We start from the raw sequence: 18,317 nt of genomic DNA on the forward strand, positions 1-18,317 counted from the left end.
CGCTTTTTGTTAAATTTTGAGCATAAAAAAGAGAGCCAAGGGCTCTCTTTTTTACTGACTAATCTAAAGGATTAGTGAGCAGCTTCAGAAGCAGCAGCTTCAACAACTTCAGAAGCAGCAGCAGTAGCTTCAGAAGCAGCAACAGTAGCTTCAGAAGCAGCAGCAGCAGCATCTACAGCAACTTCAGATGCAGCTTCAACAGCTTCAGATGCAGCAGCAACTTCAGATGCAGCTTCAGCAGCAGGAGCTTCTTCTTTCTTAGCACAGCCAACGAAAGCTAAAGTAGTAGCAACTGCAGCAGCAATAGCGATTTTTTTGAATAACATGGCATCACTCTCTAAAATATGAGATTAAAAAAAACCGACGTTAGTCTGTTGTATGCTTTTATTGTTCCTAATTTTGCTAGGGACTAACAATGCAGGAGCAGCCTAACTGGTCTGCAAATATGCTATCACTGCGCATTTTGAATTGCTACTAGCTGGGATGAAAAAAGTGATAAAAAAGGTCTAAAAACAGGGCTTTTTTAACAGAAAATAACAATCAATGATGAGGTTTGTATTGGAGAAGTGCTGAATAAACATTTAAAAAGATGAAGGTTTTTTATTTCAAATTTTTGTTTATCAAAAACTTGCAAATAAGTTTACAGAGAATCGGATGAAATGTTGCTTTGTGTAAGCTAAGTCAACCAAATAAAAAGGCTGTCGTTAAGACAGCCTTTTTAGGTGAAGCAGGTCGGATCAACTGGTTGCTTTACGCTTCATTTGATCAAAGAAATCATCGTTGGTTTTAGTTTCTTTCATACGATCAAGTAAGAACTCCATTGCTGCAAGTTCATCTTGGGTATGAAGTAGTTTACGTAAAATCCAAACCTTACGTAGATTGTCTTCAGACATTAGACGCTCTTCGCGACGGGTGCCAGACTTTTTGATATTCATCGCAGGGAAGACACGTTTTTCTGCAATACGGCGATCCAGTGTAATTTCTTGGTTACCAGTACCTTTAAATTCTTCGTAGATCACTTCATCCATTTTACTGCCTGTTTCAATCAGAGCTGTAGAAATGATGGTTAGTGAGCCACCTTCTTCAATATTACGTGCTGCACCGAAGAAACGCTTAGGGCGTTCCAGCGCATGTGCATCCACACCACCAGTTAAAACCTTACCAGATGAAGGCACAACCGTGTTATAAGCACGTGCTAAACGGGTAATGGAGTCGAGCAGAATCACAACGTCTTTCTTGTGCTCAACTAAACGTTTTGCTTTTTCAATCACCATTTCAGCCACTTGAACGTGACGAGCAGGAGATTCATCAAACGTTGACGCAATGACTTCACCACGAACAGTACGTTCCATTTCGGTCACTTCTTCAGGGCGTTCGTCAATGAGAAGAACGATCAGGAAACACTCAGGGTTGTTACGCACGATCGACTGAGCGATGTTTTGTAACAACATGGTTTTACCCGCTTTTGGCGGTGCTACGATAATTGAACGTTGGCCTTTACCGATAGGTGCAACCAAGTCAACTACACGTGCAGTTAAATCTTCTGTCGTCCCGTTACCAAGTTCCATCACCAATTGTTCGGTTGGGAAAAGAGGTGTTAAGTTTTCAAACAAGATTTTGTTGCGTGAGTTTTCTGGCGTGTCGTAGTTAATTTGGTTCACTTTTAACAGTGCAAAATAACGTTCGCCTTCTTTGGGTGGGCGAATGGTTCCCGTAATGGTGTCACCAGTACGTAGATTGAAACGACGAATTTGAGATGGGCTAACATAAATGTCATCTGGGCCTGCAAGGTAAGAACCGGCTGCAGAGCGTAAGAAGCCGAAGCCATCTGACAGAATTTCCAAAACGCCATCACCAAAGATCTCTTCGCCATTCATCGCATGGCGCTTTAAGATGGCAAAAATAATGTCTTGCTTACGGTTACGAGCCATTCCTTCGAGGCCCATAAATTCAGCAATTTTGATGAGTTCGCCAATCGGTTTTTTCTTGAGTTCGGTTAAATTCATAGGAGGTCAGATAAGAATCAAAAATTCTAAATTACAGGATGAAAAGGAAGCAACATTTAGCCGCAGACATGCAATGAAGTAACGCAATTGTATTTGAACTATAACAATTCAGAGGACTGATTCATTGTTTGAAGAGAAACGTGTCAAAACAATTTGTATTGCCGAGCGGCGATCTTATGTGTTGTGTCTTTTAAGAAAATGACAGGATTGAATAATCCTTTATCTCTTGATCATGCAATATAAGAGAGAAAGTCAGACTTGTCAATTTATAGCCGAAAAAAATACGCTGTTGTTTAGACAGCGTATTTCATTTTCAATCTAAACGGATGCTTAAATGTTTTCTTCAATGAAAGCAGTCAATTTCGATTTTGGTGCAGCGCCCACTTGTTGAGCAACAACTTCACCATTTTTGAACATGAGTAATGCAGGAATGTTACGGATGTTATAGTTCACAGCCGTTGCTTCGCAAGAAGTCACGTCAACTTTAACAATTTTCACTTTACCTTCGTATTCGTTCGCCAATACTTCTAATACAGGTGCAATTGCTTTACATGGCGCGCACCAGCCTGCCCAGAAGTCAACAAGCACAGGAACGTCTGATTGAAGTACATCAGCGTCGAAGTTTGTATCAGTTGTATTTACGATATTGCCAGACATGGATAGCTCCAGTTTCAATTTTTGGATAGTTTTATGGCTAATAGTATGTCATAGCCTGCTATCACTGAGTAGATGGATTACTAAATTTTCAACCTTTAGTTTGAATTTGTCTAATTGAAGCTCACGATGTTACTGATCGTGTAACACAATTGTCATATATGCCGAAATTTTAAAAGCTCGTCAATTTCTGACCACAAATGGCTTTTAAATTGCATGGAGGTGAATTAATCTAAGCACAATTCTGTATAGGTTTATATTAAATCATGTCTGATTTTTTGATTGATGAAGAGTTACTTGCTGCCATCGATATGGGGTCGAACAGCTTCCACTTAGCGATTGCGCGAGTGGACCATGGCGAAGTGAAAAAAGTTGCGTCAATGTCAGAAAAAGTACAGTTAGCCGCGGGTTTAGATGAAAATAAAAACTTAACAGAAGCCGCACAGCAGCGCGGTTTGGCCTGTTTATCTCGCTTTGTCGGACGCTTAGGTTCGGTTCAGCCGAATCGTTTAAGAATTGTGGCGACCAATGCGCTACGCCAAGCCAAAAATGGACATGAATTTATTCAAAAAGCGGCAGAAATTTTGCCGAAGCACATCGAAATTATTGCAGGTCGTGAAGAGGCTCGTCTGATTTATTTGGGTGTATCGCATACCATGGTAAACAGTGGGCGCCGCCTTGTGATTGATATCGGTGGGGGGTCAACAGAGCTGATTATTGGTGAAGAATTTGAGCCCATTCATACCGAATCTTTACAAATGGGCTGTGTAGCATTTACCAAAGCTTTCTTTGTTGATGGTGAAATTAACCAAAAAAGTTTTGATAAAGCCGTGGTTGCAGCACGTAAGGAACTTTCTGGTATTGCTAATACCTATAAAGAAGCGGGTTGGGATACGGTGGTCGGTTCGAGTGGAACCATCAAAGCGTGTCGTCAAATTACCGTGAATATGGGTTGGAGTAATGAAAAAGAAGAACTCACCCGTGACGGTTTAGATAAGCTTAAAGAAAAATTGCTCAAATATAAACATGTCGCTGAGATGGAATTTGATGGCCTAAAAGAAGACCGTCGAGCAGTTTTGCCAGCCGGAATCGCTATTTTGTATGCCATTTTTGATGTACTTGAACTGGATAAACTGGTGTATTCAGATGGTGCCCTACGCGAAGGAGTGATGTATGACTTGCTGGGACGTTTTCAACATGAGGATATTCGAGATCGTTCTGTACAAGCGTTAATGGGCCGTTATAACGCCGATCCAAAACAAGCTGAACGGGTCGTGAACATGGCTCAGCATTTGTTTGATGGTGTGGCGGATTCACTCAAATTAACCACAGAAGACAGTGATTTACTGCGTCGTGCAGCTTATCTGCATGAAATTGGTTTAGCGATTAGTCATGCGGGCTACCATCGTCATGGTGCATATTTATTGCAACATTCTGACATTGCGGGTTTCTCGCAAATCGATCAAAACCATCTGTCGCATTTGGTGGCCCATCACCGTCGTAAGCTGCGCAGTGACGCGCGTGTCGATGTGATGAAGGTTGGCGGCAACAAATTAGTCTATCTGTGTTTATTACTTCGCCTTGCTGTTTTACTCAATCATAGTCGTAGCGATCAGATGCTTCCTGCCATTGAATTAACAGTAGGCAATGCGCAACAATGGCAGCTGAGTGTTTCTGGTAATGCCGCGCAATGGCCTTTGTTGGTTGCAGACTTGCATGATGAGCAAGCGCAATTTAAGCATTGGGATGTTGAGCTGGATATCCAATCAGAACAATTTGTCGATGAATAAATTGGTCAATTAGGGATTTATGGTTGAGCTATGAAGAATAAAGCTGCGCAATCCAAAGCATGGACGACGGTTCAAATTGCACGTCATCCTGAGCGTCCGCAATTTTTAGATTATGTGAGTGAAATTTTTACCGAATTTGATGCTTTGCATGGTGATCGCTTATTTGGTGATGATGGTGCAATGATCGGTGGATTAGCTCGCTTTGATGGTCAGCCAGTCATGATTGTGGGTCAACACCGTGGTCGTAGTACGCGTGAAAAGTTACAACATAACTTTGGTATGAGTAACCCAGAAGGTTACCGTAAATCACAACGTTTACTCGATATGGCTGAACGTTTTAATCTACCCGTCTTTACCTTTATTGACACCATGGGTGCATATCCAGGTGTGGGTGCAGAAGAACGTGGTCAGGCTGAAGCAATTGCAACGTCTTTGGCACAACTTTCAAGCTTGAAAGTGCCTGTCATTGCAACCGTACTCGGTGAAGGCGGTTCAGGTGGTGCACTGGGTATTGGTGTGGCTGACCGTGTGGTGATGTTATCCCATAGTATTTATTCGGTCATTTCGCCTGAAGGCTGTGCATCTATTTTATGGAAAACAGCTGAAAAAGCAGAGCAAGCCAGCGAAGCTTTGGCCTTGACTGCTGAAAAATTACAGAAAATTGGTATTGTTGAATATGTGGTCGATGAAGGTGAAGGCGCTCATCTCAACCCAGAACAAGTCATGCATGCTTTAAAAACCGTTTTAAAAGATGCATTGGCTGAGTTGCAACCAATGGATGCGAATGAACGATGCGAAGCACGTTACCAACGTTTAATGAAGTTTGGCAGCGACAATTTAGGGCTAGTGTCTTAACTGAGTTTCAGGATACGCCTGAACAGCCTCATTTTTTAATCGGATGTAGTGGTGGCATGGATTCCATGCTGCTACTCCATTTGATGTCTCATTTATTTCCCAAGCGCATTCGCGCTATCTATATTGATCATCAATTGCAGGATGTCAGTCCGCAGTGGGGCAGCTTTGTTCAAGAACAATGCTATGTCTTGGATGTCCCATGTGTGATTCAAGCGGTGGATGTTGATACAGGCAATGTAGAAAGCCAAGCGCGTAGTGCACGTTATGCGGCCTTTCAGAAGCATCTTCTTGCCAATGAAATTTTAGTTCTCGCCCATCATCAACAAGATCAAGCCGAAACCGTTTTACTCCGATTACTCTCTGGTGCGGGGATTCATGGACTTGCTGCCATGCAAAGCATCGATATACGAGAGAAATTTACAATTTGGCGCCCTCTATTGGCTTTGTCCAGACAGCAAATTGAGCTGTGGGCCGCTGAGATGCAGCTAAGAAATATTCAAGACCAAACCAATTTTGATACCAGTTATGATCGGGCATGGTGCCGAGCTGAATTGTGGCCAATCTTAGAAAAACGCTTTCCGAAAATGCAGCAAGCTTTGGCACGCACCAGTTATTTGATGCAAGATGCCGAAACGATTTTGGCTGATGTGTTGACACAAGATTGGGCCAGTTGCGGGAATGCTGCGGTTTTAAATTTAACCCCATTTCGTCAATTATCTGCACCGAGACAGCGACAGTTGTTGTCCGCTTGGATGAAAGGTGAGGATTTATATCGCCCCGCTTTTGATATGGTGCAACGCTTGTTTGATGAAGTGATTGAATCCAAAGTGGATGCCCAAGCCGCATTGCACTGGAACCAATATTATTATGTGCGCTATCAACAACAGCTCTTTCGTGTCAGTAAAGCAGAGTATTTGGCGGAACAATTCCAGACGATTGAGTCAATTGAGCAGCGTTTTAGTTTAGATCAAGCTTATGCATTGGCTTCAGGGCAATATCGGATTGAAACACAAAAATATGGACTGTCTTCTGCATTATTGGAGCAGCCTTTACAGATAAAACCGCGCTTAGGTGGGGAAAAATTGCATTTGTATGGGCGTGTTGGGGCTTGGCCGTTGAAAAAAGCCATTCAGAGCGCACAAATTTTTCCGTGGCAACGTCATACAATACAAATATTAAGCATAGATAATGTTATGCTTGGTGTTTTTACGCCTAAAGGATTTTGGTTGGTCGAGTCGGCTTATTGTGAAGCGGGTGGATGGCAACCAAATTTAATCGCTTAGTTAAAAAATTCAGGATAGAGAAATAATCATGAGCGCAGTGTTGAATCGTAATATTTGTTTTATCGGCGGTGGTAACATGGCTCAAGCCCTCATTGGTGGCTTGATTTCACGTGGTTTACCTTCAACTCGCATTACGGTTTCTGATCCTGTTGAACAAGTTCGTCATTTATTGGCTGAAAAAGACTTGGTGGTGACTGAGGACAACGCATCTGCTATTCGTGAAGCTGATGTCGTGGTCTTAGCGGTTAAACCTCAAGTTTTAGCCAATGTTTTAAAGCCATTAAACGGTTTATTTGACGGTAAGTTGATTATTTCGATTGTTGCGGGTGCTGAAATTGCCACGATTGCTGCATTAGCTGGCAGTAATCGTATTGTTCGTGTTATGCCAAATACGCCTGCTTTAGTACAAACAGGTGCGCATGGTTTATATGCCACTGAGGCTGTAAATAAAGAAGACCGTGATTTGGCGAGTCAAGTACTTGCTGCGACAGGTTTGACTTTATGGGTAGGCGAGGAAGCGCAAATTGATGCTGTGACGGCGGTGTCTGGTTCAGGTCCTGCGTATTTTTTCTACATGATGGAAAGCATGATCCGTGCAGGTAAAAACCTCGGTCTAGATGAAAAAGTGGCAACGGCATTGACGTTGCAAACTGCTTTGGGTGCAGCACAAATGGCAATCACGAGCTCAAATACACCAGCTGAATTGCGTAAAAATGTCACTTCGCCGAATGGCACAACCCAAGCGGCACTTGAAGTGTTTGATCGTGCACAAATTTCACAAAATATCCAAGCTGCATTGGCTGCTGCTCAAAAGCGCAGTCAGGAACTTGCTCAAGAGCTGAGTGAAAGTAGCAAATAACCGTTTTATTTAGGAAAGTTCAAGTATGGGTGCAAACTCTGCGCTAATTTTTGGCATCATTATTAACGTTGCAATTTTACTGGTGTTCTTCCGCTTTCTCATGCAGTTGGCAGCGGTTAACTTTTATAACCCAGTGGTGATGTCGACCGTAAAAGCCACAAAAATTGTGGATATGTTTGGTCGTATTTTTCCAAATGTAGCGAAAGGCCGCGTTAACTTAGCGGCTTTAGTGCTTTTGGTTTTATTGTATTTACTGAAAATTTTTGGCGTCATGTATCTCTCTGGAGCGATGCCGAATAGTCCTGTACATTTGGTCATTTTAACTTTTGTGACCATGATTCAGGACTTGATTCGTTTCTGTCGTTACCTGATTTTTGCAACGATTATTTTAAGTTGGGTGGTGATGTTTACGCAATCACGCTCGCCTTATATCGAAGTGATTCAAGAACTTGCAGAACCATTATTGGCACCGTTTCGCCGGTTGTTGCCCAATATGGGCATGATTGATCTTTCTCCAATCGTAGCGTTCTTGGCGCTGTATATTGCTGAAATGATTATGAATGAAGTGGCGATTGTTCTGCTCACTGGTTTATAAGATTGTAGCGAATAAAAAAAGGACTCGATTGCGAGTCCTTTTTTTGTGGTTGAAATTTTTAGGTGAAGACGTTGATATTTCTTCTAGGAGGCAAATGACCTCCATACCAGCCTTTCTCCTAGGAGAAAGGCGCAAATGTTTTAGTGGGCTTCATCCCAGTTTCGACCTTTGCCGACTTCAACCAACAATGGCACAGAAATTTGCAAGACGGACTGCATCACGTCTGCCAGTTTCGAAGCCAGTTCATCTGCAATACTTTCATCGACTTCAAAGACTAATTCATCGTGTACTTGAAGTAGCATTTTGGCTTGATCTTTAGGCAGCATTTGATCAACAGCAATCATCGCCATTTTAATAATGTCCGCAGCAGAACCTTGCAGCGGTGCATTAATTGCGGCACGTTCAGCCGCTTGTTTGATCATTTTATTGCTTGCCATAATATCGGGCGTATACAAGCGACGGCCTAAAATGGTTTCGACAAAACCTTGTTCACGTGCAATTTGGCGGGTACGTTCCATATAGTCGAGCACGCCCGGATAACGTTGGAAGTATTTTGCAATATAGCCACGCGATTCTTCACGGCTAAAACCGAGTTGACGGGTTAAGCCAAACTCAGACATGCCGTAGAGTAGACCGAAGTTGACGGCTTTGGCCTGACGACGTTGGTCTGAGGTGACATCTTCAAGTGCGACCCCTAAGACTTCAGCCGCTGTACGACGGTGTACATCTTGTCCATGATTAAAAGCATCGACCAAGGCTTCATCTTGTGAGAAATGCGCCATTAAACGCAGTTCAATTTGTGAATAATCGGCTGCCAAGAGCACGCGACCTTGTGGTGCAATAAAGGCTTTACGAATTTGGCGTCCAATTTCCTCGCGCACAGGAATGTTCTGTAAGTTGGGATCGGTCGAAGACAAACGACCAGTTGCGGTCAGTGCTTGGTGGTAACTGGTATGCACACGATGGGTATCACTGTTGGCTTGTTTTAATAAGCCATCGGTATAGGTGCTTTTTAGTTTGGATAATCCACGATAGTCCAAAATCAGCTCGGTAATCGGGTGGTCAATCTTTTCTAAAACACTTTCAGAGGTACTGTACTGACCCGTTGCGGTTTTTTTGCCGCCCTTAAGTCCGAGTTTATCAAACAGAATTTCACCGACTTGCTTCGGCGAGCCGACATTGAAACTTTGTCCTGCCAGTTCGGTAATTTGGCTTTCAAGATTGGCCATGGTATTGGCAAACTCAACACCGAGTTGGTCAAGGAAGCCTAAGTCGAGCTCAATGCCGTTTTCTTCCATGATGGTCAGGACGCGGGCAACTGGCATTTCGACATTGTGCAAAATATTGACCAGTTCGGGATGCTTTTGTAGTTTGGCATCGAGCACTTCAAACAGGCGATAGGTCACGTGTGCATCTTCAGCCGCATAGTGTGCGGCGGTTTCGATCTCAATTTGGTTAAAGGTTTTCTGTTTTGCGCCTTTACCCGCCACCTGTTCAAAAGTGGTGGTTAAGTGGCTGAGGTAGAGGCGTGAAACATCATCCATCCCGTGACGAGTCGCCACAGCATTGAGTACATAAGATGCCAACATGGTATCGAAATACCAGCCTTTTAGCTCAATGCCATGATTTTCTAAGACATGTGCATCGTATTTCAAATGATGACCGATTTTCTGAACCGACCCATCTTCTAAAATAGGTTTAATTTGCGCCAAGATCTGTTCACGATCTAACTGCGCAGGTGCATTTTCATAATCATGCGCAAGTGGAACGTAATACGCATCTTGCGCATCGAACGCGACCGAGAAACCAACAATTTGCGCTACGCGATAGTCTAAACTGGTGGTTTCGGTATCAAAGGCAAAGCGTTTTTCTGTATTTAAACGTTTGAATAATTGAGTCCACTGTTCTGCACTGAGCACAGTATGGTAATTCGCTTGACCCAGTTGGTCATCGACACTGCTTTGAACGGCCTGATCTTCTGTATTGATGACAGTTTCAGACTGCGCTGATTTGGCAATGTGTTGCGTCGCTTGTTTGTAGGTTGCGCTATTCGGATTGTTTGGATGATCGAGCGATTGTAACTGCTGGCGGAATTCAAGCTCGGTATACAGTGAACGCAAGGCTTCGGTATTCGGATCTTGGAGTTTAAGATCGTCAAAGGTCAATCCTGTCTCTAAGTCACAGACAATACTTGCCAATTGGTGATCTAGAGCAATTCCATCGGCATGTTCTTTGATGTTTTGACCGACTTTGCCTTTAATTTTATCGACATTTTCTAAAATGCCACCAATCGAGCCATATTCTGTTAATAGTTTTGCTGCGGTTTTAGCCCCGACACCCGGAACACCCATAATGCCGTCAGAGGCATCGCCCATTAAAGTCAGATAGTCAATAATTTGGTTTGGCCACACCCCAAACTTTTCAAACACGCCATTTACATCCATCGGCTTATCTTTAAAGCTGTCTTCTAAAGTGACTTTATCGGTCACCAACTGTGCCATGTCTTTATCGCCTGTGGAAATCAGCACTTGCTGTCCCGCGGCTTCCGCACGTTTGGCCAATGTCCCGATGATGTCATCTGCTTCGGCACCTGGGAGCATGTACAAGGGGATACCCAAAGCACGAATTAAGGCATGCAAGTACGGAATTTGCTCTGATAACTCCTCAGGCATACTTGGGCGGTCACCTTTATAAATCGGCGATAGCACATGACGAAAAGTTGGTTCTGGTGTATCAAAAATGACTGCCATATGTGTTGGCTGGGTACGACGCATCAGTTTTTGGATGGCAGAAATTGCCCCACGAATTGCATTGGTATGTAAGCCAGTTGACGTGGTGAGCGGTGGCAAAGCATGAAAAGCACGAAATAAAAAGTATGAGCCATCGACCAAGACAAATGGTGGCATTGCAAGATTCCTTATCCAAATAACCCGTTTATTGTACGTGATTTTGACGCAGAACAAAGTGTATTGATGTACCGATTGGCATAGATGGTTACGGTTATGCGCTTAAAGATGTACTACAAGCTGATGTATTATTTGAAGATGAGAAAATGAGATTGAGAACGGATGCAAACTGGACAGCGTGAAATTCGCATGATGTGGTTAATGGGGCTCACGATTGTTGCTATTGCAGCATGGTTTCTGGCCGTACCGCTGTTGAGTGCATTGTGTGGAATCGCTTTGATCATGAGTGTCATGCACTATATCGATAGCATTGAACACCCCAGTGCGAGGTTGGCAGAACAACGGGGTATTGCTTTTCAGCCAACGTCAAAAGTGCCGCTTTACCTTGCCGCTTTTGTTATTTTAATCGGCATGGTGGGACAATGGGGCGGACTTATTGGATTGGGTATCAGTGGTTGGTTGTTCTTTTTCTTTCGCTGGTTGCGTCGCCTAGAATATTTATTGTTATCCGTGCAAGCACAGCCACATCAGGTGATATCTGACCGATTCCCAGAATCTGAAAACGCTCCCTCTTTACCCACTACTCTAAACAATACAGATGATTTAAGTCTCAGTGAGCAAGTGAAACGCTGGCTTTGGCAGGGCAATCCTGTCTTAAAAGTTGCGATTGTGATACTACTGATTGGGCTTATTTTATTATTACGCTTTGCCACCGAACATTGGCAGTTGAGTCTCGCTGTTAAGCTGAGCCTCGTTGCTGCGGTAAGTGTGGGCGTTGTGATCTTTGGTTATGTGCTTCGGCACAAAAACCGCAGTTTTGCTTTGGCTTTGGAAGCGCTTGGACTGTCAGGCTTATTTTTGACTTTGTTTTTTGCTTACTACAACGGTGTGATTGCAAGTTTAGCGATTGCAAGCCTGTGCTTCGTGATGGTGATGGCGGTTACACTTTGGCTCAGTTTAAAACAACAGTCGATTGAGCTGGCGTTGATGGCGATGATCATTGCTTATTTGGCGCCTTTTACTTTGCCTGTACGGAATGCTACTGCGATAGAGTTGGTAGCCTATTATTTGGTCATCAATATTGCAGTCGCGGTTTTAAGCACGTTCAGACCGTGGAAAATCCTCAACGAAATTGCTTTTTTAATGACTGTGGTCGTAGGCGGCGCTTATGCCTTTTATCAGGGTAAAGCGCCTGAGCGAGACATGCTGGCCGTGTTGGTTTTGGCACATAGTGCGGTCTTTATTTGGTTGAGTTTTCGTTATAGCCAACTTTTGGCGCGTGAGGATTTAACGCAGTTTAAGTTGAAACCGATCTTGGATGTGGCTTTGATTTTTGCTGCCCCCATTGTTGCTTTTGCTTTTTTGTATGTGATGTATTTTGAGGAAACGACTTGGCAGGCAGGCTTTAGTCTAGGCTTTGCAGCGCTCTATGCCATGCTTTATCAACTGCTAAAAAGAGCCCATAGCGTTGATCTGATTGCGCAAAGTTATCTCAGTTTGACTTTGGTCTTCTTGGCGCTGATTCCCCCTATTTTACTGCCTGATCAATGGGGTGTGGTGGGGTGGAGTGTTGAGGGTGCACTGATCTTTATCTATGCCTTATATCGAAATTCTGCACTGAGTCGTTATTTGGCGATGGGCTTACTGGCCGTGGCAGGGCTCTCAAGCCTGTACTATGTGGTGGAGCTCAATCGTTTTCCAACGGAAGTCTATTGGGCGCTGTGTCTGAGTTATTTTGCTGTGGTTGCCGTTGCCAACAGTGTAGAGCGCTTTAGACAACAGTTGTCTTTTGCCACCATTGCCTTTTTTTGCTTACAACTGCTTTCAGCAACCAGCATGTTGTTTATTTTACTTTTGGATGAAATCGACAGTAAAAGTCAGGTGACGATGGCGCTGCTGATCATCATGCTTTTATATACAGTACTGAATGAATGGTTGCTCTACCGTAAAGCCAGTTGGTCATGGCTATTACCCAAATGGATTGGCCTGATTCCGCTGTATGCAGTTGCCTTTATTTTCTTGGTGGGCTTGAGCCATGATGGCATCATTATGTGGTCGACTGGTTTAGATCGCCTATTGTTTGCTTTAACGAGTGGATTACTCACGTTGCTGTGGCTTCGCCCGTTACAGGGCGTAGAGGATGAGCAGGAGTGGGTGAGTTTGGGTGCTTTACTGAGTTTAGCGCTGACCAGCTTAACCCTCATTCCAAGTATGCCGTATTTAAGCATGGTCATTTTACCGCTGGCCTTTGCTGCATGGTGCTACACACAATCGACTCAAACGCGATGGAGACAGTTTTGGCAAGCACGCAATACCTTAGTGCTCATGTTGTTTTGGATCGTGTGTTCTCAGATCTTTAGCCAACAAGCTTTTGCAGGGTACTGGTTACCCATTTTCAATCCATTCGACTTAGTTAGTATTGCGATGCTGATCGGTTTTATTTGGATGCTGAATTTGCAAATGAAAGCGGGTTTGGAGAAAAGCCTGGGTGCCATTTTGATGATGTCGAGTCTACTCTGGCTCAGTAGTTATGTGGTGCTACGTGCGCTGCATGTCTACTTCCTAACACCCTATAATGACTGGGAAATGTGGGAAAACGCCTTGGTGCAACTGAGCTTTACTTTGCTTTGGGTCAGTTTGGCCTTCTTTTGCATGCTGACGGCAACCAAACGAAACTTGCGTTCATTGTGGATTTTCGGCGGCTGTATTTTGGTCTTGGTGACACTGAAATTGGTCTTGTTTGACTTATCTCATATAGGGACACTCACCCGCGTGATTTCATTTTTAGGTGCAGGTTTGGTGATGTTGGTGATTGCGTATATTGCACCGATGCCTGAACTTGATGAAAAGACCAATTAAACAAGTTCAGCTCCTTATGCCTACAGGGATCATAAGGAGCTGAGGCAATTTATTTGATATTCGGTTCTCGTTTCAAGGCTTGTGCATTGGCATATTGATCAATTTCTTCATTGGATAATGGACGTGAAAGCGGATGATCGACAAAACCCATTTTTGGCACAGGAATTTCGATTTGGTTATCTAAGAAACCATTGCGAATACGTTCCTGCATTTCATCACGTACTTGCAAAAAGTGTTCTTGCTGACACCACACGGCAAACAATAATTCAATCGAAGACTCGCGAAAGGCGGTGACGGTGACGGCAGGTTTCGGGTCTGCAAGCACCAAAGGATATTTATTGGCGACATCAATCAGCACTTCACGTACTTTAATGATGTTCTCATGAAAGTTGATCGCTAGGGTGATGGGAATACGCCTTATTGGGAACTTAGAGAGGTTATGAACAGGCGCTCGAATCAGTTGTTCATTCGGCAGTCGTACATAAATGTTGTCCTGAGTGAGTAACTTAACCGAGAGGAGGTCAATTGAAATGACTTCACCTTCAATGGTATTGCCACGAATAAGGGTGATTGAAATGGTGTCGCCAATTTCAAAAGAACCTTCACCAATCAGGAACAATCCACTAATTAAGTTGGATGCTGAGGTTTGTGAGGCAAAACCCAAAGCAACCGTCAAAATACCTGCGGCGCCTAAAAATACACTCAGTTTAAAACCAGCTTCTTTGAGGCTGGCCATCACAAAAATTAGGAAAATAAAGTAAAAAATACCACGACGCCAGACCAGCCGTTGGTGGGCGTTAAACTTGGTTCCAATGGTTCGGATAAAGGTATTTGAAACCAGACGTGCCAAGAGAAACCCAACAAAACACAGCACTAAGGCAATTAAGATCTCTGTTAATCGTTCTGTGTTGATGTTGGTAAAAATGCCTTTTAGGCTACTGGTAATTTCTTGGGGAATATTTGAGTTTGGCATATTTCCCCCTTAGAAGAATGAATCAAACATATTAAATAACGCACTCGCCGAAGAGCGAGGTGGATGCACATAAATCACTTTGCCTGCATGCGGAGGCGTACGATTTTCGATACGGATTCTCGGTGGCCGATCGGCACCTTCATGCAAGACTTTAATTTGTGATGTCCAAAGTCGATCCGTACTTTCACTATAAAATAAAGGCAGGGCTGAAACAGGCACGTTCATGCGGTCAAAACGCAGTTGTAAATGGCTGGTATTGTGGAACTCAATGGGAGTCACTGCACGAAATGCACGTGGTTTGAGTTGATGCAATTCAGTTCGACCATCGACAGCCGTAGCGTAGGCAATTTCACCTGTACGGTGGTTTGGCCCAAACCAAGTTTCTTTGGGTAAAATCACAGGAATATCAAATAGGGGATCGCGCTGACCTTCAATAAAACCCGAAATCCATAATGGGGTGCTGATATACAGCGTCCCGCGCTGACCGGCTGGAATATAAATCGGATCGACAGGTTTAATCACCACTGAACGATCGGCCAAACGTGGCATCAGTTGAATCGTATGGTGAGTGTTTTTAAACATGTAGCGTTTAATTTCAACGGGTTGCGGAAAGGCGAAATGTGGGTCTTCTATCGCATGCCATTTTTGCTCATAGTCATACTGAACTTGAGGACGATGAAACTCTAAACGCCATTCTTGTAGACCGCGGGTGAGGCGAAAAAGTAATGAGCCGAACTGCCACGCACGAGCTTGATTCAACTCAAAGTTGTATTCCCCCCACCATTTTAAATTGGGGCTATCCGATTCAAACAGTTCATTCATATTAGGCAACAGCACATTTCCTTATATTGCAAATCAGTGAAAAACAGACTTCACGCTGTCATATGCTTAGAGTACACTCAAAATAATATTTTTCATCATTATTATAATTTTAAGATGCAAGTGCTTAAACAATTACAAATTCCCTATAGTTTTGCGAAGCGTCATGGCGTGCTGTTGCGTTACGAAGGCGATCAAGCCTTTATTGTGCGCCGTGAAAGTACGCCGTTGTTGGCTTTGCAAGAGGCACGTCGTTTTTTAGGTGTGGCAGCACAACATCAACTGTGTAGTGATGAAGAATTTCACCAGCTTTTAAGCAGTAGCTATGCAGGGGACAGTGGCGAATCACAACAAGTGGCCGCAGGTTTAGAAGATCATCCCGATTTACTCAGTTTAGCTGACCAAGTGCCTGAAGCTGAAGATCTGATGGATCAAGAAGATGATGCTCCAATTGTTCGTTTGATTAATGCGTTATTGTCTGAAGCCATCCGTGTTGGCGCATCCGATATTCATATTGAAGCCTTTGAAAAGAAACTATCGGTGCGTTTACGTGTCGATGGGCAATTACGTGAAATTGTGCAGCCACGCCGTGAACTAGCACCGTTGTTGGTGTCTCGTATTAAAGTCATGGCAAAATTGGATATTGCAGAAAAACGGATTCCGCAAGATGGGCGTATTTCACTGCGTTTAGCAGGGCGCGAAGTCGATGTGCGTGTTTCGACTTTGCCATCATCACATGGCGAACGTGTGGTGATGCGTTTATTAGATAAACAAGCAGGTCGTTTGAACATGACCCATTTGGGCTTATTGAAACCTGACTATGAACGCTTGACTCAATTGGTGCATCGACCACACGGCATTATTTTGGTCACAGGGCCGACAGGTTCGGGAAAAACCACAACGCTTTATGCGGCGCTTTCAGACCTTAATGATGGTTCGAAAAATATTTTGACCGCAGAAGACCCGATTGAATATCAACTGGAAGGGATTGGACAGACACAAGTCAACACCAAAGTCGATATGACTTTTGCGAGAGCCTTAAAGGCCATGCTGCGTCAAGACCCAGATGTAGTCATGGTGGGTGAAATACGTGACTTGGAAACGGCTGAAATTGCGGTACAAGCATCGCTCACAGGGCATTTGGTTTTATCTACACTGCATACCAATACGGCCATTGGTGCGGTCACTCGTTTAAAAGACATGGGCATTGAGCCATTTTTACTGTCGAGTTCTTTGATTGGTGTCATTGCACAGCGTTTAGTGCGAACCTTATGTAGCCATTGTTCCATTTGGCATGAAGCCGATACTTTTGAAACACAACTGTTTCAGCATTTGAACCCAAAATCAGAACTTCAGTTACCTCAGCCGAATGGCTGTGAACGTTGTTCACATACGGGTTTTACGGGGAGGACGGCAATTTATGAAATTGTTGCTGTGGATGATCAGATGCGCCGTTTAGTTCATGGCAATGCCGCTGAATATGAATTAGAAAGTTATGCACGACAATACTCAGGCTCTATTCGTGATGATGGTTTACGTAAAGTGTTGGCGGGGAAAACCACACTGGAAGAAGTATTACGTGTGACCAATGAAGCTGCTGAATAATATCAGTCGAATACTGAGTAGTGGATACGGGTGATGCGTGTAGTTGTATTATCCTGAAATTACCTGATGTGTTTGTATGGCAGCGTCCATTTTGCTTTTAGAATGGAAAGGCTTTGTTGCACAAACATTCAAAAGCTAAACTTCTTCCAAGTTATCTAAATTTAAGTGGCAACTTGGGTGTGAGGTCGACCTAAATCTGTAAATTTATTTAATACGGCCACACGTGCATGAATCTCATTGACTTGGCTTTGAAAGTTTCTCGCACGGAGTTTATCGCCTAATAATTTGATGCAATGCATCTTGGTTTCTATCAGACTTCTGCGATGATAGCCTGACCAATTTTTCCATATTGTTCTTCCTAAACGTTTAACTGTTCGAAGTAATTCATTTCGCTCTAGCGAGCTGGTCTTTGTATCTTTCCAAGGTTTCGCATTTTTTCTTGGCGGAATCACCGCATGTGCTTGTCGGTCTGCAATTACTTGACGGCATTGCTTGGTGTCATAAGCCCCATCAGTATAGACAGAGTCAATCTGCTCATCTTGTGGAATCTGATCGAGTAAATCACCAAGCACTTGTGAATCACTCACATTATTTGTAGTGAGTTGAATAGCGCGTATTTGAAGGGTTTCAGCATCTATACCAATATGAAGTTTACGCCATTGGCGACGATATTCAGGTTGGTGTTTCTTACGCTTCCATTCACCTTCGCCTAGAAACTTTAAGCCAGTAGAATCGACGAGTAGCTGGAGGCCATTACTGCTTTTTTGATAGTTAATTGCAATATCAATATGCTTTTGTCTTCTGCAGATGGTGGAATAGTCTGGTGCTGTCCAATCTAATCTACAAAGATGAATGAGACTTTGCACAAAGCCAGTGACCATGCGTAAAGAAAGATGAAATAAGGATTTGATCATTAAACAGCATTGGATGGCTGTATCTGAATAAGTTTGATTTCGACCATGTTTACCTTTGGGTTGAGCGTACCATTGAGTCTTGGGATCAAACCAAATTGAGAGATTTCCTCGATTTATTAATGCACTGTTATAAGAAGACCAATTGGTTGTACGATAGATTTTAGGTGTGGGCTTATTCATTTGAGAATTATATTGTGGA

The 18,317-nt window shown here is 43.4% G+C and carries 14 protein-coding genes; 7 read left to right on the plus strand and 7 right to left on the minus strand.

Annotated elements, in window-relative coordinates:
• Positions 1-71: 71 nt before the first annotated feature.
• The 3 genes from PTT44_RS03835 to trxA all read right to left on the minus strand — a co-directional run bounded on the left by PTT44_RS03835 (position 72) and on the right by trxA (position 2,663).
• Positions 72-326: a hypothetical protein gene (locus PTT44_RS03835; RefSeq protein WP_010325948.1), complete on the minus strand. Its 255-nt coding sequence runs from the start codon at positions 324-326 to the stop codon at positions 72-74.
• Between the two features lie 411 nt (positions 327-737).
• Positions 738-2,006, minus strand: a complete 1,269-nt coding sequence (gene rho, locus PTT44_RS03840; protein ID WP_004692266.1) for a transcription termination factor Rho — start codon at positions 2,004-2,006, stop codon at positions 738-740.
• Positions 2,007-2,336: 330 nt separating this feature from the next.
• Positions 2,337-2,663 (minus strand): thioredoxin, encoded by a 327-nt coding sequence (trxA, locus tag PTT44_RS03845; protein ID WP_004692264.1) that lies wholly within the window; start codon positions 2,661-2,663, stop codon positions 2,337-2,339.
• Between the two features lie 263 nt (positions 2,664-2,926).
• On the opposite strand from trxA, the gene ppx reads away from it, so the two are divergent.
• Genes ppx through PTT44_RS03870 form a run of 5 tightly spaced genes read left to right on the plus strand, consistent with a single transcriptional unit; the run spans position 2,927 to position 8,042 of the window.
• Complete coding sequence (ppx, locus tag PTT44_RS03850) at positions 2,927-4,450, plus strand: exopolyphosphatase (RefSeq protein ID WP_004692262.1); 1,524 nt, start codon at positions 2,927-2,929, stop codon at positions 4,448-4,450.
• Positions 4,451-4,480: 30 nt separating this feature from the next.
• Positions 4,481-5,305 (plus strand): acetyl-CoA carboxylase carboxyltransferase subunit alpha, encoded by an 825-nt coding sequence (locus PTT44_RS03855; protein ID WP_078388708.1) that lies wholly within the window; start codon positions 4,481-4,483, stop codon positions 5,303-5,305.
• Entirely contained in the window at positions 5,242-6,588 is a 1,347-nt protein-coding gene (gene tilS, locus PTT44_RS03860; protein WP_168157941.1) for a tRNA lysidine(34) synthetase TilS, read from the plus strand. The genes PTT44_RS03855 and tilS overlap by 64 nt, the downstream gene beginning before the upstream one ends.
• 28 nt (positions 6,589-6,616) lie before the next feature.
• On the plus strand, positions 6,617-7,447 hold the full coding sequence (gene proC, locus PTT44_RS03865; RefSeq protein ID WP_168157940.1) for a pyrroline-5-carboxylate reductase: 831 nt from the start codon (positions 6,617-6,619) through the stop codon (positions 7,445-7,447).
• 25 nt (positions 7,448-7,472) lie between these two features.
• Positions 7,473-8,042, plus strand: a complete 570-nt coding sequence (locus tag PTT44_RS03870; protein WP_004979206.1) for a YggT family protein — start codon at positions 7,473-7,475, stop codon at positions 8,040-8,042.
• Between the two features lie 140 nt (positions 8,043-8,182).
• On the opposite strand, the gene polA is transcribed toward PTT44_RS03870, so the two are convergent.
• Positions 8,183-10,948, minus strand: a complete 2,766-nt coding sequence (polA, locus tag PTT44_RS03875) for a DNA polymerase I (RefSeq protein WP_168157939.1) — start codon at positions 10,946-10,948, stop codon at positions 8,183-8,185.
• Positions 10,949-11,110: 162 nt separating this feature from the next.
• On the opposite strand from polA, the gene PTT44_RS03880 reads away from it, so the two are divergent.
• Positions 11,111-13,807 (plus strand): DUF2339 domain-containing protein, encoded by a 2,697-nt coding sequence (locus PTT44_RS03880; RefSeq protein ID WP_168157938.1) that lies wholly within the window; start codon positions 11,111-11,113, stop codon positions 13,805-13,807.
• 49 nt (positions 13,808-13,856) lie between these two features.
• On the opposite strand, the gene PTT44_RS03885 is transcribed toward PTT44_RS03880, so the two are convergent.
• Together PTT44_RS03885 and PTT44_RS03890 are read right to left on the minus strand one after the other, a co-directional pair.
• On the minus strand, positions 13,857-14,780 hold the full coding sequence (locus PTT44_RS03885; RefSeq protein ID WP_004692251.1) for a mechanosensitive ion channel family protein: 924 nt from the start codon (positions 14,778-14,780) through the stop codon (positions 13,857-13,859).
• Between the two features lie 9 nt (positions 14,781-14,789).
• Entirely contained in the window at positions 14,790-15,602 is an 813-nt protein-coding gene (locus PTT44_RS03890; RefSeq protein WP_017396988.1) for a hypothetical protein, read from the minus strand.
• A gap of 114 nt (positions 15,603-15,716) precedes the next feature.
• Here PTT44_RS03890 and gspE point away from each other — a divergent pair, with 114 nt between their 5' ends.
• Complete coding sequence (gspE, locus tag PTT44_RS03895; RefSeq protein WP_168157937.1) at positions 15,717-17,204, plus strand: type II secretion system ATPase GspE; 1,488 nt, start codon at positions 15,717-15,719, stop codon at positions 17,202-17,204.
• 161 nt (positions 17,205-17,365) lie between these two features.
• Here the strand turns inward: gspE and PTT44_RS03900 are convergent, their stop codons facing one another.
• Complete coding sequence (locus PTT44_RS03900) at positions 17,366-18,298, minus strand: IS5-like element ISAha1 family transposase (protein WP_195728735.1); 933 nt, start codon at positions 18,296-18,298, stop codon at positions 17,366-17,368.
• Positions 18,299-18,317 lie beyond the last annotated feature (19 nt).

Source organism: Acinetobacter sp. Gutcm_16, assembly GCF_028649355.1.
Classification (GTDB): Bacteria; Pseudomonadota; Gammaproteobacteria; order Pseudomonadales; family Moraxellaceae; genus Acinetobacter; species Acinetobacter johnsonii.